Source organism: Streptomyces exfoliatus (genome assembly GCF_000725545.1).
Lineage (GTDB): Bacteria > Actinomycetota > Actinomycetes > Streptomycetales > Streptomycetaceae > Streptomyces > Streptomyces exfoliatus.
Genome location: NZ_JNZP01000001.1, coordinates 592,594 through 619,593, shown reverse-complemented (window position 1 = coordinate 619,593; position 27,000 = coordinate 592,594). Strand labels below are relative to the sequence as shown.

22 protein-coding genes are annotated in these 27,000 nt (G+C 74.0%); 13 read left to right on the top strand and 9 right to left on the bottom strand.

What is annotated here, in order from left to right; genetic code table 11:
- Positions 1–7 precede the first annotated feature (7 nt).
- Positions 8–1,054, top strand: a complete 1,047-nt coding sequence (locus IO20_RS0102825) for a zinc-dependent alcohol dehydrogenase family protein (protein WP_245684847.1) — start codon at positions 8–10, stop codon at positions 1,052–1,054.
- Between the two features lie 12 nt (positions 1,055–1,066).
- Here IO20_RS0102825 and IO20_RS0102820 read toward each other — a convergent pair whose 3' ends face one another.
- Entirely contained in the window at positions 1,067–2,572 is a 1,506-nt protein-coding gene (locus tag IO20_RS0102820; protein ID WP_245684846.1) for an aldehyde dehydrogenase (NADP(+)), read from the bottom strand.
- Between the two features lie 150 nt (positions 2,573–2,722).
- Between IO20_RS0102820 and IO20_RS0102815 the strand changes: the two genes are divergently transcribed.
- A complete protein-coding gene (locus IO20_RS0102815; RefSeq protein WP_030547005.1) occupies positions 2,723–3,493 on the top strand; it encodes an IclR family transcriptional regulator in 771 nt (256 codons plus the stop codon).
- An 8-nt stretch (positions 3,494–3,501) separates the two neighbouring features.
- Here IO20_RS0102815 and IO20_RS0102810 read toward each other — a convergent pair whose 3' ends face one another.
- Positions 3,502–4,005: a cupin domain-containing protein gene (locus tag IO20_RS0102810; RefSeq protein WP_030547007.1), complete on the bottom strand. Its 504-nt coding sequence runs from the start codon at positions 4,003–4,005 to the stop codon at positions 3,502–3,504.
- A 169-nt stretch (positions 4,006–4,174) separates the two neighbouring features.
- On the opposite strand from IO20_RS0102810, the gene IO20_RS0102805 reads away from it, so the two are divergent.
- The 8 genes from IO20_RS0102805 to IO20_RS0102770 all read left to right on the top strand — a co-directional run bounded on the left by IO20_RS0102805 (position 4,175) and on the right by IO20_RS0102770 (position 15,297).
- Complete coding sequence (locus IO20_RS0102805; protein ID WP_030547009.1) at positions 4,175–5,155, top strand: hypothetical protein; 981 nt, start codon at positions 4,175–4,177, stop codon at positions 5,153–5,155.
- On the top strand, positions 5,152–6,396 hold the full coding sequence (locus IO20_RS0102800) for a sensor histidine kinase (protein ID WP_030547011.1): 1,245 nt from the start codon (positions 5,152–5,154) through the stop codon (positions 6,394–6,396). The genes IO20_RS0102805 and IO20_RS0102800 overlap by 4 nt, the downstream gene beginning before the upstream one ends.
- Positions 6,393–7,052: a response regulator transcription factor gene (locus tag IO20_RS0102795; protein WP_030547013.1), complete on the top strand. Its 660-nt coding sequence runs from the start codon at positions 6,393–6,395 to the stop codon at positions 7,050–7,052. The genes IO20_RS0102800 and IO20_RS0102795 overlap by 4 nt, the downstream gene beginning before the upstream one ends.
- Before the next feature lie 122 nt (positions 7,053–7,174).
- Positions 7,175–8,623, top strand: coding sequence for a peptidoglycan D,D-transpeptidase FtsI family protein (locus IO20_RS0102790; protein WP_030547015.1), 1,449 nt, complete (start codon positions 7,175–7,177; stop codon positions 8,621–8,623).
- A 115-nt stretch (positions 8,624–8,738) separates the two neighbouring features.
- Complete coding sequence (locus IO20_RS0102785) at positions 8,739–9,179, top strand: hypothetical protein (protein ID WP_037634400.1); 441 nt, start codon at positions 8,739–8,741, stop codon at positions 9,177–9,179.
- A gap of 49 nt (positions 9,180–9,228) precedes the next feature.
- Positions 9,229–10,404 (top strand): MFS transporter, encoded by a 1,176-nt coding sequence (locus IO20_RS0102780; protein WP_031126709.1) that lies wholly within the window; start codon positions 9,229–9,231, stop codon positions 10,402–10,404.
- Between the two features lie 52 nt (positions 10,405–10,456).
- Positions 10,457–12,523, top strand: coding sequence for a SpoIIE family protein phosphatase (locus IO20_RS0102775; RefSeq protein WP_030547020.1), 2,067 nt, complete (start codon positions 10,457–10,459; stop codon positions 12,521–12,523).
- The gene (locus tag IO20_RS0102770; protein ID WP_030547021.1) at positions 12,520–15,297 is read left to right on the top strand and encodes a SpoIIE family protein phosphatase; all 2,778 of its coding nucleotides are present in this window, start codon (positions 12,520–12,522) and stop codon (positions 15,295–15,297) included. The genes IO20_RS0102775 and IO20_RS0102770 overlap by 4 nt, the downstream gene beginning before the upstream one ends.
- Positions 15,298–15,350: 53 nt before the next feature.
- Here IO20_RS0102770 and IO20_RS0102765 read toward each other — a convergent pair whose 3' ends face one another.
- On the bottom strand, positions 15,351–16,484 hold the full coding sequence (locus tag IO20_RS0102765) for a hypothetical protein (RefSeq protein ID WP_030547023.1): 1,134 nt from the start codon (positions 16,482–16,484) through the stop codon (positions 15,351–15,353).
- Positions 16,481–17,413: a 5-dehydro-4-deoxyglucarate dehydratase gene (locus IO20_RS0102760; protein WP_030547025.1), complete on the bottom strand. Its 933-nt coding sequence runs from the start codon at positions 17,411–17,413 to the stop codon at positions 16,481–16,483. The genes IO20_RS0102765 and IO20_RS0102760 overlap by 4 nt, the downstream gene beginning before the upstream one ends.
- Positions 17,414–17,628: 215 nt before the next feature.
- On the opposite strand from IO20_RS0102760, the gene IO20_RS0102755 reads away from it, so the two are divergent.
- Entirely contained in the window at positions 17,629–18,438 is an 810-nt protein-coding gene (locus IO20_RS0102755; RefSeq protein ID WP_030547027.1) for an NAD-dependent epimerase/dehydratase family protein, read from the top strand.
- A 71-nt stretch (positions 18,439–18,509) separates the two neighbouring features.
- Positions 18,510–19,265 carry an SDR family oxidoreductase gene (locus tag IO20_RS0102750; protein WP_030547029.1) on the top strand — a complete coding sequence of 252 codons (756 nt, stop codon included), beginning with the start codon at positions 18,510–18,512 and terminating at the stop codon, positions 19,263–19,265.
- Positions 19,266–19,535: 270 nt separating this feature from the next.
- Here IO20_RS0102750 and IO20_RS0102745 read toward each other — a convergent pair whose 3' ends face one another.
- On the bottom strand, positions 19,536–20,552 hold the full coding sequence (locus IO20_RS0102745) for an AraC family transcriptional regulator (RefSeq protein WP_245684845.1): 1,017 nt from the start codon (positions 20,550–20,552) through the stop codon (positions 19,536–19,538).
- A gap of 112 nt (positions 20,553–20,664) precedes the next feature.
- On the opposite strand from IO20_RS0102745, the gene IO20_RS0102740 reads away from it, so the two are divergent.
- A complete protein-coding gene (locus IO20_RS0102740) occupies positions 20,665–21,915 on the top strand; it encodes a TerD family protein (RefSeq protein WP_030547033.1) in 1,251 nt (416 codons plus the stop codon).
- A gap of 21 nt (positions 21,916–21,936) precedes the next feature.
- On the opposite strand, the gene IO20_RS0102735 is transcribed toward IO20_RS0102740, so the two are convergent.
- The 4 genes from IO20_RS0102735 to IO20_RS0102720 form a co-directional block, all read right to left on the bottom strand.
- On the bottom strand, positions 21,937–22,953 hold the full coding sequence (locus tag IO20_RS0102735) for a 1-aminocyclopropane-1-carboxylate deaminase (RefSeq protein WP_030547035.1): 1,017 nt from the start codon (positions 22,951–22,953) through the stop codon (positions 21,937–21,939).
- A 125-nt stretch (positions 22,954–23,078) separates the two neighbouring features.
- On the bottom strand, positions 23,079–23,762 hold the full coding sequence (locus tag IO20_RS0102730; protein ID WP_030547037.1) for a GntR family transcriptional regulator: 684 nt from the start codon (positions 23,760–23,762) through the stop codon (positions 23,079–23,081).
- A gap of 74 nt (positions 23,763–23,836) precedes the next feature.
- Positions 23,837–25,297 (bottom strand): alkaline phosphatase PhoX, encoded by a 1,461-nt coding sequence (locus tag IO20_RS0102725; protein ID WP_030547040.1) that lies wholly within the window; start codon positions 25,295–25,297, stop codon positions 23,837–23,839.
- A 158-nt stretch (positions 25,298–25,455) separates the two neighbouring features.
- Positions 25,456–26,919 carry a hypothetical protein gene (locus IO20_RS0102720; RefSeq protein ID WP_030547042.1) on the bottom strand — a complete coding sequence of 488 codons (1,464 nt, stop codon included), beginning with the start codon at positions 26,917–26,919 and terminating at the stop codon, positions 25,456–25,458.
- Between the last annotated feature and the right edge of the window lie 81 nt (positions 26,920–27,000).

Here is a 27,000-nt window from a genome sequence, read left to right as displayed (position 1 = left end):
CGCTGTCATGACGACAGCGGACATGACGACAGCGGACCCGACGACGACGGACACGACCACCAGGGCGGTGCTCTTCCACGAGCTCGGTGGTCCCGAGGTGCTGACGGTGGCCGAGGTGCCACTGCCCGCGCCGGGGCCCGGTGAGGTGCTCGTACGGGTCGAGGCGATCGGGCTCAACCGTGCCGAGGCGCTGTTCCGCGCGGGCACCTACTACTACCCGCCGACGCTGCCGGGCTCGCGGCTCGGGTACGAGGCGGCCGGGGTGGTGGAGGCGGTCGGAGCGGGGGTGACGGCGTTCGCGCCGGGCGATCCGGTGATGGCGGCGGCGAACTTCGACTTCGGGGTGCACGGCGTGTACGCGGAGCGGGTGGTGCTGCCGGAGGAGTACGTGGTGGCCCGCCCGGAGGGGGTGGACCCGGTGACGGCGGCGGCGGTCTGGCTGACGTACTTCACCGCGTACGGCGGCATGGTGCTGACCGGCGGTCTCGGCCCCGGCGACCACGTGGTGATCACGGGGGCGTCGAGCGGGGTGGGGACGGCCGCGATCCAGACGGCGCTGCGGGTCGGGGCCGTGCCGATCGCCACCACGCGCGGCGAGGGCAAGCGGAAGCGGCTCCTGGAGCTGGGGGCCGCGCACGTGGTCGTCACGGAGTCGGAGGACGCCGGCGACCTGGTCGAGGAGGTGCGGCGGATCACCGGCGGGGCGGGCGCGGACCTGGTGTTCGACGGGATCGGCGGGCCCGGCTTCGCCCGGCTCGGCGACGCGCTGCGCCCCGGCGGCACGGCCGTGCTGTACGGCTGGCTGGACCCACGGCCGGTCACCCTCTCGATGAACTGGCCGCAGACCGTCCACACGTACGCCAACGGCGTGCTCGCCGGGACCGCGGAGGGGCGCCGCCGCGCCGCCGGCTTCATCGGTTCGGGGCTGCGCGACGGCTCCCTGGCGCCGGTGATCGCCCGGACCTTCGACGGTCTGGAGCGGATCGCCGACGCCCATCGGCTGATGGAGTCCAACACGCACCTGGGGAAGATCGTGGTGCGCGTCGGATCCTGAGGCGGGGCGGGGTCAGCGGCGGGGCAGGCCCAGCGGGTTGCCGTCGCGGAGCTCCGGGGGCAGGAGGTGGTCGGGGGTCGACTGGTACGTGAACGGGCGCAGCCAGCGCTCGATCGCGGTCGCGCCGACCGAGGTGGAGGTGGAGGTGGTGGCCGGGTAGGGGCCGCCGTGGTGCTGGGCCGGGGCGACGGCCACGCCGGTGGGCCAGCCGTTGACGAGGACGCGGCCCGCCAGCGGGGTGAGTTCGGCCAGGAGCGGGGCCGCGTCGGCGTCCTCTTCGCCCTCCGTGGCGACGTGCAGGGTGGCGGTGAGGTTGCCGGGCAGCCGGGAGAGGACCTGGGTGATCTCGTCCCGGGAGTCGTAGCGGGCGACGACGGTGACCGGGCCGAAGCACTCCTCCAGGAGGAGGTGGTGCCGGTCGCCCTCGGCGAGCAGGGCGGCGTCGACGGCGAGGACGCCGGCGCTGACCGTGTGCGCGTCGCCCGCGCCGGGGGCGACCGGGGCCCGTACGCCGTCGAGCGCGGTGCGCTCGGTGACTCCCGCGACGAAGGCGTCCCGCATCCGCCGGTCGAGCAGCACGGCCGGTCCGGTCTCGGAGACCCCGAGGGCGAGGGCGTCGAGGAAGCGGTCGCCGGCCTCTCCCGAGGGGGCCAGGACGAAGCCGGGCTTGGTGCAGAACTGGCCCGCGCCCAGGGTCATGGAGCCGGCCAGGCCGGCGCCGATCTCCTCGGCCCGCTCCTCGATCGCCGCGCTGGTGAGCACGACGGGGTTGAGGGAGCCGAGTTCGCCGTGGAAGGGGATGGGGACGGGTCGGGCGGCCGCCGCGTCGAAGAGGGCCCGTCCGCCGCGCACCGAGCCGGTGAAGCCGGCCGCCGCGACGAGCGGGTGGCGGACGAGTTCCACGCCCGCGTCGAAGCCGTGGACGAGGACGACGACGTCCTCGGGGAGGCCTGCCTCGGCGGCGGCCCTGCGCAGCAGGGAGGCGCAGAGTTCGGAGGTGGCCGGGTGGTCGGGGTGGGCCTTGATCACCACGGGGCAGCCGGCCGCGAGGGCGCTCGCCGTGTCGCCGCCGGGGACGGAGAAGGCGAGCGGGAAGTTGCTGGCGGCGTAGACGGCGACGACGCCGAGCGGGATCTTCCATCGGCGCATGTCGGGCCGGGGCGGGATGGCTCCGGGGTCGGGCAGGTCGATCCGGATGTCGAGGAAGGAGCCCTCTTCGACGACGTCCGCGAAGGCCCGCAACTGGGCCGTGGTGCGGGCGAGTTCGCCGGTGAGGCGGACGGGCCCGAGAGCGGTCTCGGCGTCCGCCGTCTCCACGATCTGCTCGCGCGCCCCGTCGAGGAGGTCGGCGGCGGTACGGAGGAAGGCAGCCCGTACGCTGCGGTCGGCGAGGGTCTCGCGGACCGCGTGGGCGGCCCGTACGGACCGGTCGACGTCCTCTGCCGTGGCCTCCACCGCGACCTGCTCGCGCGGCTTCCCCGTCCGGGGGTCCACACTCCACACTGGTTCTGCCGCCACCGCTACGCCCCTGTTCGCTATTCTGAACAACGTTCCCGTAGATGAACGCATCTGTACGGGACTCTAGGGACGGCCCGGCCGTCTCCACAAGGGGCCCCGGCCGGCCAGGTGGCCACCGGACGGCCGGACGACCGAAAAGGGGCGAGGGACATGGCGACTGTCGACGCGGGCGGAGCACAGGTGAAGTCCGCCGTGCGGACCGTGGAGCTGCTCGAGTACTTCGCGGGGCGCCCGGGGATGCACTCGCTCGCCGCCGTCCAGGAGGCCGTCGGCTACCCCAAGTCCAGCCTGTACATGCTGCTGCGCACCCTGGTCGAGCTGGGCTGGGTGGAGACGGACGCGACCGGCACCCGGTACGGCATCGGGGTGCGGGCGCTGCTCGTCGGCACCTCGTACATCGACGGCGACGAGGTGGTGGCCGCCTCCCAACCCACCCTGGACCGGCTCTCCGACGACACGACCGAGACCATCCACCTGGCGCGGCTCGACGGCACCAACGTGGTGTACCTGGCGACCCGTCAGTCCCAGCACTACCTGCGGCCGTTCACCCGGGTCGGACGCCGGCTGCCCGCCCACTCGACCTCGCTCGGCAAGGCGCTGCTCGCCACCCACACCGACGAGCAGGTGCGCAAACTGCTCCCGGAGACCCTCCCGGCGCTCACCGAGCACACGATCACCGACCGCGAGCGGCTCATCGAGGAACTGCGCGCCATCCGCGAGCAGGGCTTCTCGGTGGACCGCGAGGAGAACACGCTCGGGCTGCGCTGCTTCGGCGTCGCCATCCCGTACCGGACCCCGGCGCGGGACGCGATCAGCTGCTCGGTGCCGGTGGCGCGGCTCACCCCGGCCCACGAGCAGATGGTCAAGGACGCGCTGTTCGACGCGCGGGACCGGCTGACGCTCGCGACGCGCCGCCTCTGATCACACGGTCACGCGCGCTCGGCGAGGGCGGCCTGCCACACCGGGCTGTCGACGTAGTGGTTGTCGTACTTCTCCGAGGAGGCCTTGATCTCCTCGAAGCTCGCCTCGCCGCGCATGACCCGGCCGAGCAGGCGCAGGTAGTCGAAGCGGGCCATGCCCGGCGTGAAGGCGAAGAGCACGTCCGCCTCGGCGCCGGGCGCCGCGGCGAAGGCGTGCGGGGTGCGCGGCGGGACGAGGAGGAAGTCGCCCTGCTCCAGGACGGTCAGCTCCTCGCCGACCAGGACCTGGAGGGACCCGCCGAGGACGAAGAACATCTCCGAGGCCTTGGTGTGGAAGTGGGCCGGGGCCCCGACCGCGCCCTTCGCGAAGGAGGAGCGGTAGCTGGTGAGCTGTCCGCCGGTGCCGTCCGAGTCGGCGAGGAGCGTCATCACGCTGCTCGGGTCGGCGGTGGTCTCGGCGACGGCGGCGCGGGTGAGGAGCGGGGCGAAGGTCGTGATCTCGTTCATGATCATTACTCTAGAGCGCCATTGACCTCCGGCTTGGGTTCAATCGATCATCAGAAACATGGGTCAATTCCCGCTCCCCGGAGGCCCCGGGAGGAGGCCGCCTCCCCCGCGCGGCGGAGGCGGTTCACCACCCGGCAGGACGTGGCACCGGGGGTCCGCCCGGGAGCGTGGAGCCATGACACGGACCGCTCCCCTCCCCCGTCCCCACCACGTCCCCCGTACCCGCCGCGCGCTGCGCGGGCTCGCGATCCTCGCCTGCGTCCCGTACGTCTCGCTCAAGGTCGCCTGGGTGGCGGGCAGCGAGATCGGCATCCCGGCCGGCAGCGTGCTCCTGGACCACCCGCGGATGATGGTGGTCGCCAACGCGGTGACGGTGGTCGCCGACGCCCTCGTCGTCGTCCTCGCCCTGCTCCTCACCCAGGCCTGGGGCCGGCGGTTCCCCGCCTGGCTGCTCGCCCTTCCCATGTGGGCGGCGACCGGGCTGCTCGTCCCGATCATGACCGGCTACCCGACACAGCTCGTGGTCGCCGCCGTCACCGGCGACGGGAAGGCGGCCGCACCCGCCGAACCCTTCCTCGACCCCTGGGTCTTCGGCGTCGTCTACGGCGGCTTCATCCTCCAGGGCCTCGCCCTCGGCACCCTCTTCGTCCTGTACGCCCGGGACCGCTGGGGCCGGCTCTGGAGCGGCCGGCTCGGCGCGCTGTCGGCCCGCACGTCCGGGCCCGGGGTGCGGGCCGTCGCCCTGGCCGGCTCGGTGACGGCGCTCGCGTCCGCCACGCCCCACCTGTTGTGGGCGACCGGCTCGACGACGGGCCTGTCCGCCCGGCGGATCGCCGAACGCGACGCCGACTTCCACGTCCTGGAGGCGCAGTGGCTCTGCTTCCTCGCCGTCGCCGCCGTCGCCACGCTCCTCCTGGTGCTGCGCCGGCCCGCCCGGCTCCGGGTCCGCACCACGCTCGCCCTGGCCTGGACGGCCTCGGCGGCGGTGGGCTGCTGGGGCGCCTACATGTCGCTCGTCGCGCTGCTGCCGGAGACGGATCCCGGCAAGCGCGTCCCCGGGCTCGTACAGCTGTCCTACGCTGGCGACATGATCACCGGGTTCCTGCTCGCCGCGTGCGTGGCCTTCTTCCTGCGGCGCCGGAGCGCCGAGGCGTGATCCACCGGGCATCCCGAGCGCTCTTCGGGCAGCGGGCCAGACGGCGCTGGCTCCATCTCATCGTGGGTGGCGCGCTGTTCATGCCGTTCTGGATGGTCGGCTCCGTCGCCATCGGGCCGTTGCTCGACGAGGGCGGCCTGTTCGTCGGGGGCATCGGGGCGCAGTTCGGGGCGTACGCGGTGGGGCTGCCGCTCGTCGCGGTCGCCGCGCTGTTCCCCCTGGCCCGGCCGATGTCGGTGGCGGCGGCCCGGGCGCTGTGCGGGGTGCCGGCGGACCGGTTCGCGGACGGCCCGGCCCGGGGCTGGGAGGCGAGGGCCCGGACGGCCGGCTGGTTCTCCCTGCACCTGGGCGCCGGGGCGCTGGTCAGCGGGGCGACCCTGGCGCTGCCGCCGTTCGCGGTGTCGGTGATGGCGCTGCCGTTCTCGCCGGCGCTCCGCGCGTCGGAGCTCGGCCGGTTCTGGGGCCTCGACCGGCCCTGGTGGGACTGGGCGGCGCTGCCGGCGGGGCTCCTGATGCTGCTCGCGCTCGCCGCCGTGGCCGCCGCGACCGGGGCCCTGCTCGCCCGGCAGGCGCCCCGACTGCTCGGACCGGGTCCCGGGGAGCGGCTCGCGGCGGCCGAGCGGCGCGCGGCGGAGGCGGAGTCCCGCAACCGGCTCGCCCGGGAACTGCACGACTCGGTCGGTCACGCGCTGAGCGCGGTCACCCTCCAGGCGGGAGCGGCCCGCCGGGTCCTGGACGGCGGCGCCGGGGCCGACCTGGAGTTCGTCAAGGAGGCGCTCACCGCGATCGAGGAGACCACCCGGCGCACGGTCGGCGAGCTGGACGGGGTCCTCGGCCTGCTGCGCGGGGGCGAGGAGGCCGGGGAAGGTGTGGGGCCGGGGCTCGACGCCCTGGAGGCCCTGGTGCGGGGCGCCGGGCCGAAGGTGGCGCTGACCGTGGCCGGTGACCTCGCCGCCGTACCGGAGGCGCTGTCCCGGGAGGCGTACCGGATCGTCCAGGAAGGGCTGACGAACGCGGCCCGGCACGCGGGCGGGGAGCCCGTGACCGTACGGCTCGACGCCCGTACCGAGGAGTTGGAGATCACCATGGAGAACCCGCTGCCCGCGCGGCCCCCGGTCGCCCGCCCCGGCGGAGGACGCGGCCTGATCGGCGTCGCCGAGCGGGCCCGGCTGTTCGGCGGCACCGCGCAGGCGGGCCCGGCGGCCGGCGCCTGGCGCCTCGCGGTCAGGGTCCCGCGATGAGCGCGGCCGTACGCGTGGTGATCGCGGACGACGAGCGGATGGTGCGGACGGCCCTGCGGGTCATCCTGGACGCGGAACCCGACCTGGAGGTGGTGGGCGAGGCGTCCACGGGCGCCGAGGCGGTGTCGGTGGTGCGGGCCGAGCGGCCGGACGTCGTCCTGATGGACGTGCGGATGCCGGAGATCGACGGGATCAGGGCCACCGAGCAGATCATCGCCGGAATGGCGGAGCCTCCCCGGATCGTGGTCGTGACGACCTTCGAGAACGACTCCTACGTGTACGACGCGCTGCGCGTCGGCGCGGCCGGGTTCCTGCTGAAGCGGGCGGCCGCGGAGGAGCTGGTGAGCGCGGTGCGGCTGGTCGCCAGGAGCGACTCGCTGCTCTACCCGGCGGCGGTACGCGGCCTGGCGGCCGAGCACGCCCGCCGCAGGCCGCCGGTGGCGCCGCCGTGGGTGGCGCGCCTCACGGAGCGGGAGGCGGAGGTGCTGCGCCTGGTGGCGACGGGCCTGACGAACGCGGAGATCGCGGCGCGGATGGGCGTCGGCGCGGCCACGGTCAAGACGCACGTGGCGGCGGTCCTGGCGAAGTCCGGCGCCCGGGACCGCACGCAGGCCGTGATCCTGGCGTACGAGTCGGGGTTCGTACGGACGGGGTGAGACCGGGCGGGGCAGACGGGGCGGGCAGGTCCGTTCCGGATGAAGGCTCCGGATGAAGGTTCCCTGAGAAACCGGACACATCCGGAACGCCACCCACCGCCCCGTTCGTCCCCACAGGTGCGATGAACAAGACGATCAGGCACACGTCGGTCTTCGTCCTGCTCCTGGTGCTCGCCCTCCTGGGCCGGGCCACCTGGGTGCAGGCGTACGAAGGCAAGGCGCTCGCGGACGACTCGAAGAACCGGCGGAAGACCATCGCGCAGTACGCGCACCCGCTCGGCAACATCGTCGTGGCCGGCTCGCCGGTCACCGGCTCGAAGAAGACGGAGGGATCGGATCTCGCCTACGAGCGCACGTACACGGACGGCGAGCTGTACGCGGCGGTCACCGGCTACAGCTCGCAGGCGTACGGCGCCACCCAGCTGGAGGGCATCTACGGCGACGTCCTCGACGGCACCGACGACCGGCTGAAGAACCCGGTCGACGCCGTCACGCGCAAGCAGCAGGAACCGGGCACGGTCGTCACCACGATCGACCCGGACGTGCAGGAGGCCGCCTACCGGGCGCTCGGGAACAAGAAGGGCGCCGCCGTCGCCCTCGACCCGGCGACCGGCCGGATCCTGGCCCTGGCCTCCACCCCGTCGTACGACCCGTCGAAGATCGCCGGGACGACGGACGGCGACGCCTGGAAGGAGCTGACCACCGACGAGGACAAGCCGCTGGTCAACCGGGCGCTGCGCCAGCCGCTGCCGCCCGGCTCCACCTTCAAGCTGGTCATCGCCGCGGCGGCCCTGGAGGACGGCCTGTACGGGTCGGTGGACACCGCGACCGAGAGCCCCGACCCGTACACGCTGCCGAACACCCGGACCGTGCTGAAGAACGAGAACGCCTCCGCGCCCTGTGAGAACGCCACGATCCGCACCGCGCTCCAGTACTCCTGCAACAACGTCTTCGCCAAGATGGCCGCCGACCTGGGGCAGGACAAGGTGAGGGCGACGGCGGAGAAGTTCGGCTTCGACGACGCCGAGCTCGACGTGCCGGTGCGGGCGTACCCGAGCGTGTACCCGTCCGGCATGGACAAGGCGCAGACGGCGCTCACCGGCATCGGGCAGTTCGACGTGACCGCGACCCCGCTCCAGATGGCGATGGTGTCCGCGGTGATCGCCAACGACGGTCTGCTCGCCTCCCCGCACATGGTCTCGGAGGTCGTCGACTCCGACGGCGACGCGCTGACGTCGTTCGAGGACGGCGACACCGAGCGGGTCGTCTCCTCCTCGACGGCCGAGCAGCTGCGCAGCGCGATGGTGACCGTCGTGGAGAAGGGCACGGGCACCAACGCGGCCGTGGACGGCGCGGAGGTCGGCGGCAAGACGGGGACGGCCCAGCACGGCGAGAACAACAGCAAGACGCCCTACGCCTGGTTCACGTCGTACGCGAAGGACTCCTCGACCGGGAAGCAGGTCGCCGTCGCGGTGATGATCGAGGACTCGGGCGCGGCCCGCTCCGAGGTCAGCGGCAACGGCCTGGCGGCCCCGGTGGCGCAGAAGATGATGGCCGCGGCGCTGAAGTGACGGTGGACGGGGCCCGACTGGCCGTCGGGCCCCGTCACACGATATGCAGGGTCACGCTCGCATCCGAGCACGTATTCGATCCACCGACCCTGCACTCACCTCGCGGAGGACCGCCGTGCGCCTGCCCCGTTCCCTGTCCGGCTGGACCATCGCGGTCTTCGGTGTGCTCGCCGCCGCGCTGGGGGTGGTGGGCCTGGTCGTACCGGACGCGCTGCTCACCGTGATGGGCTTCGAGCCGGTGCCCGAGGGCGGGCGCGCGGACGGCGACCACACCCTCGTCTTCCTGACGGCGTCCTCGATGGCAGCGCTGAACATGGGCGTCTACTACGTGCTGGCCGCGCTCGCCGACTGGAAGCCCTTCTTCCGTTGGACGGTCCCCTTCCGCCTCCTCACCTGCGCGGTCTTCACCCTCGCGGTCGTCACCGGCCGCGCCCCTGCCGGATTCCTTGGCGTGGGCCTGTGGGAGGGCCTGGGCGCGCTGGTGACGGGGGCGGCGCTGCGGTACGAGAAGCGGGGCGCCGGCGATACCCGCGCGCCCTCGCCGGACACCCTCTAGGGAATCCGCCCGATCCGCGAGCCCCACCTCAGGCGTCAGTCTTCGGCTCATGCGCTGGTATCTGACAGGTGTCGTCGTGTCCGGATTCGGTACGACGGCGATGTGGCTGGTCTCCGGGATCTGGGTGAAGTCCCTGACGGGGTCCGACAGTCTGGCGGCGCTGACCGCCTTCGCCCTCTGGGCGCCCGTGCTCCTGGGGCCGCTCCTCGGCACGCTCGCGGACCGGGTGCGCCGTCGGCCGCTCCTGGTCGTCCTGAACGCGGGGATGGCGGGGCTGCTGCCGCTCCTCCTGTGGGTGGAGTCGGCGGACAGGGTATGGCTGCTGTTCGCCGTGCTCGTGCTGTACGGGACGCAGGGCGCCGTCCACGAGGCGGCGGAGCAGGCCCTGATCGCGACCGCCCTGGACGAGAAGCGGCTGGGCACCCTCAACGGGCTGCGGATGACCGCGAACGAGTCGATGAAGCTGGTCGCCCCGCTCGTGGCGGCGGGGATCCACACCCGGTACGGGGGCGGGACCGTCGCCCTCCTCGACGCGGCGAGCTTCGCGGTCGCGGCGGGCGTGTTCGCGCTGATGCCCGTACGGGAGGCGCGCCCCACCCCCTCCGGGTCCCGGCACTGGTGGCGGGAGACCGCCGAGGGTGTGCGGCTGCTCCGCGTCTCGCCGGTGCTGCGGCCCCTGGTGGCGACGGGCGCGTTCACGATGCTGCTGGCCGGGGTGAACGGGGCCGCGATCTACGCCGTCGTCGACAAGGGGCTCGGGCACTCCCCCGCGTACGCCGGCGTGCTGTACGCCGTACAGGGCGTCGGCTCGGTCCTCGCGGGCCTGGTCACAGGACCGCTGCTCCGCAGGGTCTCCGAGCGGGTCCTCGCCACCGTCGGTCTCGCGCTGTTCGCGGTGGCCGTGGGGGTGCGGGCGCTGCCGTACGAGGCGACGGCCCTGGCGGCGAGCGCGGTGATCGGTCTGGGCCTTCCGTGGGTGCTCGTCGCGGTGGTCACGGCGGTGCAGCGGGAGGCCCCCGCGGAGGCGGTGGGCCGGGTGGCGGCCACCGCGAACACCCTGGTGTTCGCCCCGAACGCGCTGGCCCTCGCCCTCGGCGCGGCCCTGGTCGCCCTGGTCGACATCCACGTCCTGCTGCCGCTGCTCGCGGTGGCGGGAGCCTCCTGGGCGGCCTGCCTGGTCGTGGGGCAGGGGGCGCGGACGGGTGCCGTTCGCGGTGCGGGGTGACCGGCGGGCGGCGAGCATGGAAGGAGGCACGGCACGGCGGGAGGAGGGCAGTGTGACGGCCGGTTCCTTGCCGGGGGCGTCGGGGCCCGTCGGTGTGCCCCTGGGCGGCAAGGGCCTCCTGGACGTGCTCGGGGTCGCCGCCATCGTGGTGGACGCGCGCGGTCGGATCGTGCTGTGGAGCCCGCAGGCGGAGACCCTCTTCGGTTTCGGCGCCGACGAGGCCCTCGGCCGGTACGTGGCCAGGCTGATCGTCGGCGAGGAACACCGGGAGGAGGCGATGCGCCTCTTCGGCGAGGTGCTGCGCGAGGGCACCGCCTGGGCCGGCACCTTCCCCGTACGGCACAAGGACGGCAGCGTCCGGCAGGTGGAGTTCCGCAACATGCGGCTCACCGACGACCTGGGCGCTCTGTACGCCCTCGGGATCTCCGCGGACCGCTCCGCCGTCGAACGGGTCGAGACCGAACTCGCCCTCTCCGACCGGCTCGTCTCCCAGTCACCCATCGGTCTCGCCGTCCTGGACACCGATCTGCGCTACGTCCTGGTGAACCCGACGCTCGAACGGATCGACGGCGTGCCGGCCGCGCTGCACATCGGGCGGCGGGTCGGCGACGTGCTGCCCCTGTTCGACACCGGTGTCGTGGCGGCATCGTTGCGGAACGTCCTGGCCACAGGGACGCCGCTGCTCGACCGGCCCGTCGTCGGACGGACCCCCGCGGACCCGGACCACGACCACTCCTGGTCGGTGTCGTTCTACCGGCTCGAAGGGGCCGAGAACCGGGTCCTGGGGGTCGCCGCCTCGGTGATCGACGTGACCGAGCGGCACCGGGCGGACTCGGCGGCGGCCCGGTCGCGGCGGCGGCTCGCGCTGATCGCGGACGCCTCGGCCCGGGTGGGCACCACCCTGGAGGTGGAGCGGACGGCCGACGAGCTGGCCTCCGTGGTGGTGCCGGAGCTCGCGGACATCGCCGCCGTCGACGTCCTCGACTCGGTCCTGGCGCTGCGCAGACCCGGCGCCCCCGAGGAGGGGCCCGAGCTGTTCCGGGCGCTCGCCGTGAAGGCGGGGGCCCTGACGGAGGCGCTGCCGGCGGCGGACCCGCCCGGGGCGGTCGCGATGTACGGGGCGGACCGGCTGGTCACCCGGTGCGTGCACACCGGTCTGCCGGTCCTGGTGGAACACGTCGGCCCCGGTGACCTGGCCCGGATCGCACGGAACCCCGAGGCCGCGGAGCTGCTCGCCAGGGCAGGGGTGCACTCGTACCTGGCGGTGCCGCTGATCGCGCGCGGCGAGGTGCTCGGCGCGCTCGACCTCAAGCGGGACCGCAACGCGCTGCCCTTCGACGGCGACGACGTGCTGCTCGCGACGGAACTCGCGGCCCGCGCGGCGGTGAGCATCGACAACGCGCGCTGGTACCAGAGCGTGCGGAACTCGGCCGTGACGCTCCAGCGCAGTCTGCTGCCCGGGGCGCCGCCGGAGCGGACGGGCCTGGAGATCGCGGCCCGCTACCAGCCGGCGCAGGCGTCCAGCGAGGTCGGCGGCGACTGGTACGACGTGATCCCGCTGGCCGACGACAAGACGGCGCTCGTCGTCGGGGACGTCATGGGCAGCGGCATCGACGCGGCGGCGACGATGGGGCGGCTGCGGACCGCGACCTGCGCGTTCGCTGACCTCGATCTGTCGCCCGCCCAGGTGCTGCGGCACCTGGACCGGATCACGGCGGGTCTCGAGCACTACATCGCCACCTGTCTGTTCGTCGTGCACGACCCGGTCCTCGGCCGGTGCCGGATCGCGAACGCGGGCCATCTGCCGCCGGTACGGGTCCCGGTGGACGGACCGGCCGAACTGGTGAAGGTGCCGCCCGGGCTGCCGCTCGGCGTGGGCGGCGCCACGTTCCGTACGACCCGGGTGCCCCTCAGGCCCGGGGACCGGCTCGTGCTGTACACGGACGGTCTGGTCGAGACCCGCGACGAGGCGATCGACGAGCGGCTCGCCGTCCTGGTCGGCCTGCTCGACAAGGCGCGCGGGCCGCTGGAGGAGACCTGTGACGAGCTGCTGCGGGCGCTGCGCCGACCGGGCGCGGCGGACGACGTGGCGCTCCTCATCGCCAGGAGCACGGGATGAGTGCCCGGGACCGGCGGCGGGCGCGCGGCGGGCGCCCGGGCCCGGGTGAGCGCGGGACCGGGCTGCGGAGCGTCGCCGGACAGGTGTTCGCCCTGGAGGCGCTGATCGCGCTCCTGGTGATCGCGGCGGCCGTGTTCGTGACGTTCTACCAGGCCCGCAACGACACCGAGCGGGACGCCCGGGTCCGCTCGCTCGCGGTCGCGGAGGCGTTCGCGAAGGCGCCCGGCATCGACGACGCCCTGACCTCGGCCGATCCGACGGCGGAGCTCCAGGACCGGGCGGAGGCCACCCGCCGGGCGACGGGCGTGGACTTCATCGCGGTCCTGAGTCCGGCCGGACTGCGGTACACCGACTCGGAACCGGAACTGATCGGCCTCAAGGCGACCGGTGACCTCACGCGCGCCGTGGTGGACGGCGAGTCCTTCACCGAACTGTTCAGGGGGGCGCCCAACGACGCCGTACGGGCCGTGGTCCCCGTGGTGGACGACCGGGGCCGGATCGTCGGCATGGTCACCAGCGGCGTCGAGGTGGAGAGCATCACGCAGGCTGTGGAGGGCCGGCTGCCGCTGCTCGCGGGCGCGGCGGGGGGCGCGCTGGTCCTCGCCGTGGGCGGGGCCGCCCTGGTGAGCCGGCGACTGCGGCGGCAGACGCACGGCCTCGGCCCGGCCGAGATGACCCGGATGAAGGAGCACCACGAGGCGGTGCTGCACGCCGTGCGCGAAGGGGTCCTGATCGTGGGCCCCGACCGGCGGCTGCTGCTCGCCAACGACGAGGCGCGCCGGCTGCTCGGTCTCACGGCTGACGCGGAGCGGCGGCACGTCTCGGAGCTCGGCCTCGATCCCCGTACGGTCGAACTCCTCGTGTCGGGCCGGTCGGCGACGGACGAGGTGCACCGCGCGGGCGACCGGCTGCTCGCGGTGAGCGTACGGCCCACGGTCACGGACGGCTCGGAGTCCGGGAGCGTGATGACGATGCGGGACACCACCGAACTCGCCGCGGTGACCGGCCGGGCGGCGGTGGCCCGTAGCCGGCTCCAGCTGCTGTACGAGGCGGGTGTGCGAATCGGGACGACGCTCGAGGTGGTGCGGACCGCGGAGGAGCTGGCGGAGGTGGCCGTACCGCGCTTCGCGGACTTCGCGACCGTGGAGCTGCTCGAACCGGTGCTGCGTGGGGAGGAGCCGCCGGGCTCCGCTTCGGCGGCCACCGAGATGCGGCGGACGGCACTGAGCGGGTTGCGGTCCGACCAGCCGCTGCAGCCGGTCGGGGACATCGTGCGGTTCGACGTGCCCAGCACCCCGATGGCGAGGGCCCTGGGCGCGGGCCACGCGGTGGTGCAGGCGGAGCTGGCGGCGGCGGAGGGCTGGCGGGCGCAGGACCCGGAGGGGGCGGCGCAGGCCCTGGCGTTCGGGATGCACTCGCTGCTCACGGTGCCGCTGCGCGCCCGCGGGGTGGTCCTGGGGATGGCGAACTTCTGGCGCGCGGACACCCCGGAGCCGTTCGGGGAGGAGGACCTGTCGTTCGCGGAGGAGCTGGCGGCGCGGGCGGCGGTCGCGATCGACAACGCGCGCCGGTTCACCCGGGAGCACGCGATGGCGGTGACGCTGCAGCGGAGCCTGCTGCCCCGGGTGCTGCCCGACCAGAACGCGGTGGACGTGGCGTACCGCTATCTCCCGGCGAAGGCCGGCGTCGGCGGCGACTGGTTCGACGTGATCCCGCTGCCGGGCGCCCGGGTGGCGCTCGTGGTGGGGGACGTGGTGGGGCACGGGCTGCACGCGGCGGCCACCATGGGACGGCTGCGGACGGCGGTGCACAACTTCTCGACGCTCGACGTGCCGCCGGACGAACTGCTCGGCCATCTCGACGAGCTGACGGGCCGCATCGACGAGCGGGAGTCGGAGGGGCCGGACGTCGAGAGCCGGCGCCGCGAGGAGGGCATCACCGGCGCGACCTGCCTGTACGCGATCTACGACCCGGCGTCCGGCCTGTGCACGGTGGCGAGCGCGGGACATCCGGGTCCTGCGCTCGTGGGTCCTGACGGGCGGGTGGAGTTCCCCGAGCTGCCGCCGGGGCTGCCGCTGGGGCTCGGTCTCGGCGACGTGCCGTTCGAGACGACGGAGCTGTGGCTGCCGGAGGGCAGCAAGCTGGTGCTCTTCACGGACGGCCTCCTGGAGGACCGGGGACGGGACCTCGACACGGGCCTCGGGCTGCTGCGGTCGACGCTGGCCCGCCGGGACCGCAGCCCTGAGCAGATCTGCGCGGACGTGCTCGCGACGCTGCTCTCGCCGTCGCCGCGTGACGACATCGCGCTGCTCGTGGCCAGGACCCGGCTGCTGGAACGGGAGCGGATCGCCGAGTGGGAGGTGGCGCGCGATCCGTCGGCGGTCTCGCCGGTACGGAACGCGGCGGCGGCGAAGCTGGCGGAGTGGGGGCTCGAAGGGCTCGCGTTCTCCGCGGAGCTGGTCCTCAGCGAGCTGATCACGAACGCGGTGCGGTACGGGGCCGATCCGATCCGGGTACGGCTGCTCCACGACCGGACGCTGATCTGCGAGGTCTCGGACGGCAGCAGCACCTCGCCGCACCTGCGGCACGCGGCGACGACGGACGAGGGCGGCCGCGGGCTGTACCTGGTGGCGCAGTACGCGGAGCGCTGGGGGACGCGGTACGCCCGCAGGGGCAAGACGATCTGGGCGGAGCTGCGGGTGGCGGGGGCCGGGATGGAACCGGTGGCCGCGGAGATGCCGGATCTGGACGCGCTGGAGGACCTGGCCTGGTGAGGGGGCCGACCTGGTGCGGGTCGCCGGATCCTCCGGCGACCCGCGTCTCTGCCCTAACCCAGCTTCCGCAGCGCCGTCCCGACGGCGGTCAGGTCCTCGTCGGAGGCCAGACCCGCGTGGTAGAGCCGCAGTTCGGTCGCTCCCGCGTCACGGGCCCGCTCGGCGTCCTCGGCCAGCCGGTCCGGGGCGCCGCCCATACCGGCGACGACGGAGAGGTTCGCGGCGAGGACGGTGTCCGGGCGGGCGTGGGCGGCGAAGTCCGCGACCCGGGGCGGCCGGGCGACCACCCCGTCCGCGAGGCCGAGGACGTGCGCCGGGTCGGTGCCGGCGTCGGCGCCGCAGCGGTACGGGTCGGGGTCGGCGTGCAGCAGGATCCGGAAGCCGGGCGGGGCCGCGGCCCGTACGGCGGTCACGGCGGCCTCCTGGAAGGTATGGGCGGTCCGGGCGCGCCAGGCCAGGGCAGGGGCCTCCAGGGCGCCCAGCCCGCCGGCCGGTCCCGCTCCCGCCCACACGGGCTCCAGGGCGCCGCGCACGGCGGCGGCCAGCTCGTCGGGGTCGGCGCCCCCCTCCCCGTACCCCTCACGGCAGGAGGGGCAGAAGCAGAGCGACATCAGGTACTGCTCCCGGTCCCCCAGGGCGACGCCGCCGGTCTTGTCGTGGGCGTGCAGGTGGGCCAGGCCGTACCAGCCGCAGGACTCCAGCTCGGTGCCGGCCGCGCCGGGCCGTACGGCGGCCTCGGCGGCCAGGTCGACGAGCAGGGAGCGGACCTCGGGGCGGGCGATGCAGGGCGCCCAGGGGTAGCGGTCGCCGTAGGCGTTGACGACGGAGGTCTCCGGGTGTTCGGCGCCCAGGCGGGAGTTGTGGGCGAGGACGACCCAGCTGTGCACGTCGAGGCCTGCGGCGCCGAGGGCCTCGGCGGCCCGCCCGAAGGAGTCGCCGGGCGCCCAGTCCCCCGCCGGGTACGGGCGGAGGGTGCGGCCCGCCCAGCGGTCCGGGTCCGGCGGGTAGTGCACGGCGGCGTACTCGGCGGTGACGATCCGGTGGGCCGGGTGACGGGGGGTCAGCGCCCGGGTGGAGTGGTAGGCGGCGGCAAGGGTGACCTGTGCGAGACCGAGCCCGGCGAGGAGCGCGGGTGCGGCGGGGTCGCCGTCGACGTCCCAGGGGTAGAGGAAGGCTGCCGCTCTCATGCCCCGGCCTCCTTCAGGAGGGCCCGGCCGCGCTCGACGAGCACCATGAGCTCGTCGACGTGCTCGGGGGCGGGCTCGCTCAGCGGCGGGCGCACCTCGCCGACGTCCAGGCCTCCCCTGCGTACGGCCGCCTTGACGAGCGAGACGGCGTATCCCCTGCCCTGCGAGCGGAGTTCGACGAGCGGCCGGTAGAAGCCGTCGACGAGCAGGTCCACCGTGGCGTCGTCGCCGGTGGTGAGGGCGCGGTGGAAGGCGAGGGCGAGGTCGGGGGCGAAGCAGAAGACGGCGGAGGAGTAGAGGGTGACGCCGATGCCCCGGTAGGCGGCGCCGGTGAGTTCGGCGGTCGGCAGGCCGTTGAAGTAGAGCAGGTCGAGGCCCTCGGCGCGGACGGCGCTGACGATCCGCTGCATGAGGTCGAGGTCGCCGAGGCCGTCCTTGAGGCCGATGATCCCGTCGGTGCGGGCGAGGGCGACGGCGGTGGCCGGGGTGAGGACCGCGTTGTCGCGCTGGTAGACGATGACGTCGAGCGAGGTGGCGGCGGCGAGTTCGGTGTAGTGGCGGAGCAGTCCCGCCTGGTCGGCGACGACGAGGTACGGCGGCATGGCGAGGAGTCCGTCGGCGCCCGCCTCCTCGGCGAGCCGGGCGTACTGGACGGCGAGTGCGGTGCCGTAGCCGGCGCCCGCGACGACGGGGACGCGGCCGGCGACCTCCTCGACGGCGGCGGCGACGCAGTCCCGGAACTCCTCGGGGGTGAGGGCGTGGAACTCGCCGGTGCCGCAGCAGGCGAACACGGCGGCGGCGCCCGCCTCGACACCCGCGCGGACATGGGCGCGGAAGGTGTCGAGGTCGAGGGAGCCGTCCGGCGCGAAGGCGGTGACGGGGAAGAACAGCAGGCCGTCGAGGCGGCCGGCGAGCGGGGCAGTGGTCACGGGCGCTCCCAGGAAAGTCCGTCGTGCAGGGCCATCGCGTGCACAGGTATGACTGTCATCCATATTCTTGAACGGTGCCGCCTCGCACGCTAGAACAGCGCGGAAGCGCCGGTCAAGGAAGAAGCCCGCTCCATCGACGGCTCTTGACGCTCCGTCCGGCCGCTCCCTAGCGTGTCCACGGTTGTGAATGCCGCTCAACAGAGGAGATGCGCTCCATGTCAGCACCCCGCACCGTCCTGCTCACCGGCGCCGCCGGGGGCGTCGGCACGCTGATGCGGGAGCTGCTGCCCCCGTACGGCTACGACCTCCGCCTCCTGGACGTCGCCCCCGTGCCGGGGGCGCCCGACGCGATCGTCGCCGACCTCGCGGACCGCGCGGCGCTGCGCGAGGCCGTCCGGGGCGTCGACGCCATCGTGCACCTGGCCGGCATCTCCCTCGAATCGAGCTTCGAGAAGATCATGGCCGCCAACATCGCCGGCACGTACCACCTCTACGAGGCCGCCCGCGAGGAGGGCGTCCGGCGTGTGGTCTTCGCCTCCAGCAACCACGCCGTCGGCTTCACCCGGCGCCCGCGCGACGGCGAACCGCCCGTCCCGGTCGACACCCCGCACCGCCCCGACACCTTCTACGGCCTCTCCAAGTGCTTCGGCGAGGACCTGGCGCAGCTCTACTGGGACCAGCACGGCATCGAGACCGTCTCCGTCCGCATCGGCTCCTGCTTCCCCGAGCCCACCTCGGTACGGATGCTGTCGATGTGGCTCAGCCCCGCCGACTGCGCCCGCCTCCTGCACACCACGCTCACCGCCGAGAACGTGGGCCACACCGTGGTGTACGGCTCGTCCGCCAACACGCGCGCGTGGTGGGACCTCTCCACGGCGCGGGCCATCGGCTTCGAGCCGCAGGACGACTCGGAGCCGTACGCGGAGAAGCTCATCGCCGAGAAGGGCCTCCCGCCGGAGGGCAGCGCCGACGACCTCTACCTGGGCGGCCACTTCTGCGTGGACCCGCCCCGCTGGCCCTACTGACCCGGCCCGCGCCTCGGCACCCCGCGCCCGCACCTCGGCACCCCGTACCCCGCACCGACAGGAGTGGTCCCATGACCCGTCCCCTCGCCCTCGTGACCGGGGTCGGCCGCACCGTCGGCATCGGCGCCGGCATCGCCCGGCGCCTGGCCGAGTCGGGCTGGGACCTCGCCCTCACCTGCTGGACGCCCTACGACCGGCGCATGGAGTGGGGCGTCGAGCGGGGCGCGACCGAGGCGGTCCTCGGGGAGCTCGCGGAGCGGGGCGCCGCCGCCATGGCCGTCGAGGCCGATCTCGCCGAACCCGACGCCCCCGCGCGCGTGTTCGACGCGGTGGAGGACCGGTTCGGCCGCCCGGTCACGGCCCTCGTCATGGCCCACTGCGAGTCGGTCGACTCCGGCCTCCTCGACACCACGGTGGAGAGCTTCGACCGCCACTTCGCGGTCAACGCGCGCGCGTCCTGGCTCCTGATCCGCGCGTACGGGCGGCGCTTCACCGGCCCCGCGGGCACGGGCCGTATCGTCGCCCTGACCAGCGACCACACCGTGGGGAACCTTCCGTACGGGGCGAGCAAGGGCGCGCTCGACCGCATCACTCTGGCCGCCGCGCGCGAGCTCGCGCACCTCGGGGTCACCGCGAACGTCATCAACCCCGGCCCGGTCGACACCGGATGGATGACGGCGGAGCAGAGGGAGCAGCTGGCCGGTCTGACACCGCTCGGCCGCCTCGGCACCCCACGGGACACCGCGCACCTGGTGGACTTCCTGTGCTCGACCGAGGGCCAGTGGATCAACGGGCAGCTGCTGATGAGCAACGGCGGCCTGGCCTGAACGAACGACGGCGCGTCACGACGGATTACACAGGACCCGGCCGGACTGATACGGGGGGAGCCGGCCGGGGCCCGGGTCACGGTGCGCGCTGGCAGACCGGACTCGCTCACCGTAGGCCCGGACGAAGATCATCGCGAGCCGCGGAACGCGGCACCTGTCCGGATTGCGCGGCGGGTCGACGCACGGAGGCACGCCCCCGCGCACGCCGCCGTCGGCCTGCCACCCCGAGTGCGCCCCGAGCGCGCCGACGGCCCCGCACACGGGTCCTCATCACGACGCCCGGAGCGTCCGGGACGGCGTCTCGCCGAACTTCTCGCGGTAGCGCGCCGCGAACCGGCCCTGGTGGGCGAAGCCCCAGCGCCAGGCCACCTCGCTCACGCTCACCTCGTCCGGCGCGGCCGTCCGCAGCTCCTCGCGGACCCGGTCGAGGCGCACCTCCCGTACGTACGCCATCGGTGACATCCCCACGTACTCGCGGAACGACTCCTGGAGGCGGCGCACGCTCACGCGCGCGTGGGCGGCGAGTTCGGTGGTCGTGAACGGGTGCTCGGGGCGCTCCCGCACCGCGTCCATCGCGCGCTTGACCGGGGCCGGCCGCCGCGGCTCCCCCGGGTGGGCGAGCGCCTCGCGCCAGGGGTGCTCCGCGGCCAGCAGCAGTCCGTTGAGCAGGGCCTCCTGCAAGGGTCGCGCCACCAGCTCGTGCCGGGCGAGGCCCTCTCCGGCGAGCGCCTCCGCGGCCACCTGGCGGGCGAAGCGCACCCAGCTCAGACCGGGGCCGCGGGTGATGTCCAGGCCGGGGGCGAAGACCAGCGGGCCTCGGGGCGGGCGGCCGAGCAGCCGTTCGAGGCGGTCGCGCAGCTCGGCGGCGCCGACCTTGACCGAGAGGGTCCTGCAGTCCCCGGTCCAGCGGTCGAGGAAGGTGTCCCCCGCCGGGTCGAGGAGCAGCGCCTCGTCGGCCGTCGCGACGATCGAGGACCCGCCCTGGCGCATCTCCATCCTGCCGCTGAACGGTGCGTTCAGGTGGTAGGCGCCTAGTTCCCCGAAGCTCATCCGCACGTCGGCGCCGCAGCTGAGGTCGCCGATGACCAGCGGGCCGAACGCGAGGGTGTCGAAGCGCGCGGCGAAGGGGCGTCTCTCCCGGTCGACGACGTCCATCCGGTTCGCGTAGTAGCGGGCGTCGAGTTCCTCGCGCGCCTCGTCCACGTCCCCCGTCCGGAAACGGCTCCCGTCCACAGTGTCCCTGCCCCCCACCGGCCCCGGCAGCACCTCCGCCCCCGCCGCACCCATGGTCGAAAGAATATTCATATGACGGATCTGACCGGGAAGGGCGGGTAATCAAGGTGGCCGAACCGGGCGAGGGTAAGGGAACGGCAAAGGGGCCCGGATCGTTACCCCTGACATGACCGCTATGACCCCCGGCTCGAACATCCCTCTCACCGTCGCGCGCGTGGCGGTGGACGTCGCCGCCCCGGTGCGGCTCGACGTCTCGGGCCTGCTGCTCGGCGCCGACGGCAAGGTGCGCTCGGACGACGACTTCATCTTCTACAACCAGCCGTCCGGACCCGGTGTCACCTACCGCTCCGGCGGCGGGGCCGCCCCCGACGCGATCCTGGTGGACACCGGCGCCGTCCCGGCCGGCATCGAGAGGATCGTCGTCACCGCGAGCCCCGACGCCGCAGGCCAGACCTTCCAGGGCATCGAGCCCACGGCCACCCTGCGCAACGCGGACGATGGCAGCGTCCTCGCCACCTTCACCCCGCCCCGGCTGGCCACCGAGACCGCGCTCGTGGTCGTCGAGATCTATCTGCGCAACGGCGCGTGGAAGGCCCGCGCCGTGGGCCAGGGATACGCGAACGGTCTGGCCGGCATCGCGACGGACTTCGGCGTCTCGGTGGACGACGCGCCCGCCGCCCCGGCGGCTGCGGCGCCCGTCGCGCCGGCCCCCGTCGCCGCGCCGCCCGCCCCGATGGCGCCGCCGGCCGCCCCGCCCGTCGCCCCGGTGGACCCCAGGATCGCCGCCACCACTCCGCCCGCTCCGCCGGCCGCGCCGCCCGCCGCGCCCGTCTCCACCGGCAAGATCAACCTCGACAAGGGTCGGGTCAACCTCCAGAAGAACCAGACCGTGTCCCTGGTCAAGGGCGGCCGCCCGCTGCTGTCCCAGGTCAAGATGGGCCTCGGCTGGGAGCCCGCCTACCGGGGCAAGGACATCGACCTGGACGCCTCCGTCATCGCGTACGGGCCCCAGCGCAACCACCTGGACAGCTGCTACTTCGGCAAGCTGACCATCCTGGGCGGCTCGGTGACGCACTCCGGCGACAACCTCACCGGCGAGGGCGCGGGCGACGACGAGGTGATCGTCGTCGACCTCGGCCGCCTGCCCGCCGAGGCCACCGGTCTGGTGTTCACGGTCAACTCCTTCTCCGGCCAGAAGTTCACCGAGGTCGCCAAGGCCTACTGCCGGCTGATGGACGCGGCGACGGGCGAGGAGCTGGTCCGCTTCGACCTGACCACCGCCGAGCCGCAGACCGGCGTCATGATGGCCAAGCTGATCAAGCAGTTCAGCGGTGAGTGGGAGATGACGGCGATGGGCGAGTTCGTGAAGTCCCGGACCGTCCGGGGCATGGTGAAGCCGGCCGCCCAGGCTCTCTGAGCGACCGGCCGCGGCGCCTGTCTAGAACAGCGCGCTGTAGGCGTTGAGGGCGGGCTGGCCGCCGAGGTGGGCGTAGAGCACGGTCGAGTCCCGGCCGATCTCCCCCCGGTCCACCAGGTCGACCAGACCCGCCATCGACTTCCCCTCGTACACGGGGTCGGTGATCATGCCCTCGGTTCGGGCGGCGAGCCGCATCGCGTCGAGGGTGGCCTCGTCGGGGATGCCGTACACCCCGGCGTGGTAGCGCTCGTCCAGCTCGACGTCCGCCGCCGTCACCGGCCGCTCGACCCCGATCAGGGCGGCGGTGTCCCGGGCGATCCGGGTGATCTGCTCGTGCGTGGGACCGGGCTTCGCCGAGGCGTCGATCCCGATGATCCGGCGGGCAGGACCGCCCTCCTCGGCGAGCGCGGCGAAGCCCGCGACCATGCCGGCCTGGGTGGAGCCGGTCACGGAGCAGACCACCACGGTGTCGAAGAGGACGCCGAGCGCGCGCTCCTGCTCGGCCACCTCGTACGCCCAGTTCGCGAAGCCCAGGCCGCCGAGCCGGTGGTCGGAGGCGCCCGCCGGGATCGCGTACGGCTTGCCGCCGCTCTCCTCGACCTCCCGCAGGGCCAGCTCCCAGCTCTCCTTGAAGCCGATGCCGAAGCCCGCCCTGACGAGCCGTACGTCGGCGCCCGCGAGACGGCTGATCAGGATGTTGCCGACCTTGTCGTAGACGGAGTCGGGCCAGTCGACCCAGCTCTCCTGGACGAGGACGCAGCGCAGCCCCGCGCGGGCGGCGACGGCGGCGACCTGGCGGGTGTGGTTGGACTGGACGCCGCCGATCGAGACGAGGGTGTCGCAGCCCTGCGCGAGGGCGTCGGCGACCAGGTACTCCAGCTTTCGGGTCTTGTTCCCGCCGTACGCGACACCGGAGTTGCAGTCCTCGCGCTTGGCCCAGAGCGCGGCGCCGCCGAGGTGGTGGGTGAGACGTTCGAGCGGGTGGACCGGCGAGGGCCCGAAGAGGAGCGGGTAGCGGTCGAAGTCGGTGATCGGCAAGGCGGCTCCCGGTGGGTGAAGGCTGCTGGTCCTGGACGCTCCTACGGGACCTCGGGGGTGTCGTGCCGATCGGGCCGGGCTCGCGGCGTCCGGTGCCTGATCCGGCCTGATCGACACGACACCCCTTAGGGCCCGGCGATGCCGGTGACCTCGGCCACCTCGACGGCGTCGTCCGCGAGCTGTTCGAGCGCCGCCCAGATCTCCGTGGTGACCCGTACCGCCTCCGCCGCGTCCCCCGCCTCGCAGGCGTCGATGAGCCGCTCGTGCAGCTCCGCCGATCCACAGCTCCCGGCATCGCCGAAGAGCCGCCGTTCGACCCGGCGGATCAGGGGGGTGTACCGCGCGATCGTGGCGGCGGCGGCATGGTTGCCGCTGGCGACGACGAGGACCTGGTGGAGCTCGTCGTCGGCGTTCAGGGCGGCTTCCACGTCGGAGGCGCGGACGGCCGCCGCGAAGCGCTCGTTGGCCTCGCGCATGGCCCGGATGCCCTCGGGTCCCAGGAGGGGTACGCCGGTCCTGGCGGCGAGTTCGTGCATCACCCGCACCACCGAGGCGGCGTCCCTGACGATCCGGCTGACCGGCCGGGTGACGCGGGTGAAGCTCTGCGGCTTGGACTCGACGAGCCCCTCGTCGCCGAGCCGGGCCAGGGCCTCGCGCACGGGTGCGCGCGAGAGCCCGAGCCGTTCGGCGAGCTCGGCGTCCTTGAGCGGGGCGCCGGGGGCGAGGTCGCCGCGCACGATGGCCTCCCGCAGTGCCTCGTACGCCCGGTCACGCAGCAGGGTCCGGCCCACGGGCCGTAGTGCGTCCATGGACTGACATGTTAGATGTCAGTCCATGGGACCGACAGGGCCGGTTCCGGCCTCGGTGCCGGGGACGGAAGGCCTCAGCGGCGGGGCTGGCGACGCCAGGGGCCGGTGATCGCGACCATGATGCCGGGGTTCTGGATGCTGGCGAACAGGGTGTCCCCGTCGGGCGAGAAGGTGACGCCCGCGAACTCGCTGTCGTTCAGGTCGTTGCGGGCGATCGGGTAGGTGCGGCCCGAGTCGGTGGCGCCGAAGAGGTGCTGGACGCCCTCGCCGTCCTCGGCGATGACGATGCCGCCGTACGGGGAGACGGTGATGTTGTCGGGGCCGTCGTAGGCGCCGTCGGCGTCGGGGTCGGCGTTCACGCCGAGCAGCAGCTTCAGGGTGAGGGTGCGGCGCTTCGGATCGTAGAACCAGACCTGTCCGTCGTGCGCGGCGCCGGGGCTCTCCTCGCGCGCGTAGGACGAGACGACGTACGCGCCGCCGTCGGCCCACCACATGCCCTCCAGCTTGCGGCCGCGGGTGATCTGACCGTCCGTGAACTGCTTGCGGACGGGAGTGGTGCGGGCGTCACGGTCGGGGACGTCGATCCAGTCCACGCCGTAGACGGTGCCGATCCGGCTCGCCCGGGAGAGGTCGTCCACGAAGCGGCCCGAGGAGTCGATGCACTTGGCGGCCTGGAGCGCACCGGCGTCGTCGGCGAGGGTACGGAGTTTGCCGCGGCCGTGCTCGAAGCCCTGCGGCGGCACCCAGCGGAAGAGCAGCCCGTTGGGGTTGGAGGCGTCTTCGGTGAGGTAGGCGTGGCCGCGCTTGGGGTCGATGACGACGGCCTCGTGGTCGTACCGGCCGAAGGCCTTGATCGGCTTCGGGTCGCGGTTGGCGCGGCGGTCGCGCGGGTCGACCTCGAAGACGTAGCCGTGGTCCTTGGTCATGCCGTTGACGCCGGCGCGGTCGGAGTTCTCCTCGCCCGTCAGCCAGGTGCCCCAGGCGGTGCTGCCGCCCGCGCAGTTGGTGGAGGTGCCGGCGATGCCGACCCACTCGGCGACGGTGCCGTCGCGGTGCACCTCGACGACCGTGCAGCCGCCGGCCGCGGCGGGGTCGTAGACGAGGCCCTCGGTGAGCGGGACGGGGTGCGCCCACTTGGAGCGGGGGCCCTTGAGCTCGTGGTTGTTGACCAGGTACGTGGTGCCGCGCGGTCCGGCGAAGGCGGCGGTGCCGTCGTGCTTCTCCGGGGTGAACTCACCTGACTCCAGCCGGGTCACGCCGCTGCGGGTGACGACGCGGTAGGAGAAGCCGGCGGGCAGGGCGAGGATCCCGTCGGGGTCGGCGACGAGCGGTCCGTAGCCGAGCCGGTGACCGTGCCCGTGGTCGTGCCCGCTGTCGTGCCCGTTCGCGTGGTCGTGGCCGGTTCCGTACGCCTCCGGCTCGTCCGCGGCGAGCGCCTCGGGGGCGGTGGCGAGAGCGCCGACGACACCGGTGAGGGCGATCCCCGCACCGGTGACGGCGGACTGCTTGGTGAACTCTCTGCGGTTGAGGGGCATGGTGTGGCGTTCTCCCTGTGGTGGCCGGATCTCGCGGACCACCCTGCCGCGCCGCCACGAACGGCGCCTGAACACCACGGGAACACCGCCGGGCGCGAGCCGCCCGGCCCTGTCCGGTCCCGCCCCTGACCCGGCCCCTGTTGTCGGCCGTCGGGCTGTCAGGCCCCGGACCGCGAGCGCGCCTTGAAGGCGGACTTGCGGGCCTCCTTCGCCACCGTCTTGTCCCGGTGCAGACGTCCCATCGCCTCCAGGACCTCCGCCGTCGCCGGGTGCTCCACCCGCCAGGCCGTCTCGAAGAAGCCGCTGTGGCGCCCCGTGAGGCCTTCGACGAGCTCCTGGAGTTCCTCCAGGTCGCCGTCCGCGTCGAGCTGGGCCGCGATCGTGTCGATCGCCAGCCAGAAGATCATCGACTCCGGCGGCGCGGGGACGTCGGCCGCGCCCCGCTCGGCGAGCCAGACGCGCGCGAGGCCGCCGAGCTCCGCGTCGTCGAGGACCTCCCGGACCGCGGGCTCGGCCTCGGCGCCGACGAGGGACAGGGTCTGCTGGCAGTGGAGGCGGCGGAGCGGCGAGCCCGCGTCCGCGCCGCGCGCCGCGTGCAGCAGCTCGCGGGCCGCGCCGAGCGCGTCCCGCCCTGCCAGCCATGCGGCGGTCTCCTCCCGCGCGGCGGCCTCCGGATAGCCGGCGATGCCGTCGAGCAGCGCGTCGGCGCCCTTCTCCGCGAGGTCGCCGACGGCGGGGGCGTCCACGCCGGCCTCCAGCATCCGGGCCCGGACGCCGTAGAGGCCGAGCGGGGTGAGCCGGACCATGCCGTACCGGGTGACGTCCTCCTCGTCGACCGGCGGCACGGGCTCCTCGCCCTCCTCGGCCATCAGGGCCTCGTCGACGGGCTGGTACTCGACGAGGCCGATCGGTTCGAGGAGCCGGAACTGCTCGTCGAGCCGCATCATCGCGTCCGAGACCTGCTCCAGGACGTCGTCGGTGGGCTCGCCCATGTCGTCGGGGACGACCATCGACGCGGCGAGCGCGGGCAGCGGCACCGGTCCCTCGCCGGCCCCTCCCTCGCTGACGGTCAGCAGGTAGAGGTTGCCGAGCACCCCCTCCAGGAAGTCGGCCTCCACCTCGGGGTCCCAGTCCAGCGCGTCGAAGTCGATCCCGCCGTCCTCGCCGAGGACCGCGTCCAGGTCGTCGAGGACCGGGGCGACGGCGTCGGCGAAGACCGCGTCGAAGCCGTCCAGCCAGAGCGCGAGGACGTCCTGGGGCGAACCGGCAGTGAGCAGCGCCAGGTTCTCGCCGGGGGCGGCCCGGCCGGGGGTGTCCTCCGTCTCGCCGTCCTCGCCCTCGATGCCGTCCTCGACGTCCACCAGGCCGGTGTCGACCGCGAGCCGCCAGGCGTCGCCCGCCAGCATCTCGCCGTCCTCGTCGGTGGAGAGGCCGAGGAGCGCGACGGCCTCGGGCAGCTGCTCGTCGACGAGTTCGCCGCCCGCGTCGACGCGGGTGTCGGGACCGGCCCAGCGGGCGAGCCGTACCGCGTGGGCGAGGAGGGGGGCGGCCAGGGCGTCCCGTGCCAGCTCCGCGTCCGCAGGCAGCCGAACGGGGGGAAGGGTGGGGTGCTCCACTGACATCTGGGGGGTCTCCTCGACGCTTACGTGGGTGAAGGGGGTGCAAAGAGCGGGTCCCAGCGTAGACGCATCCGGGGGGACGTC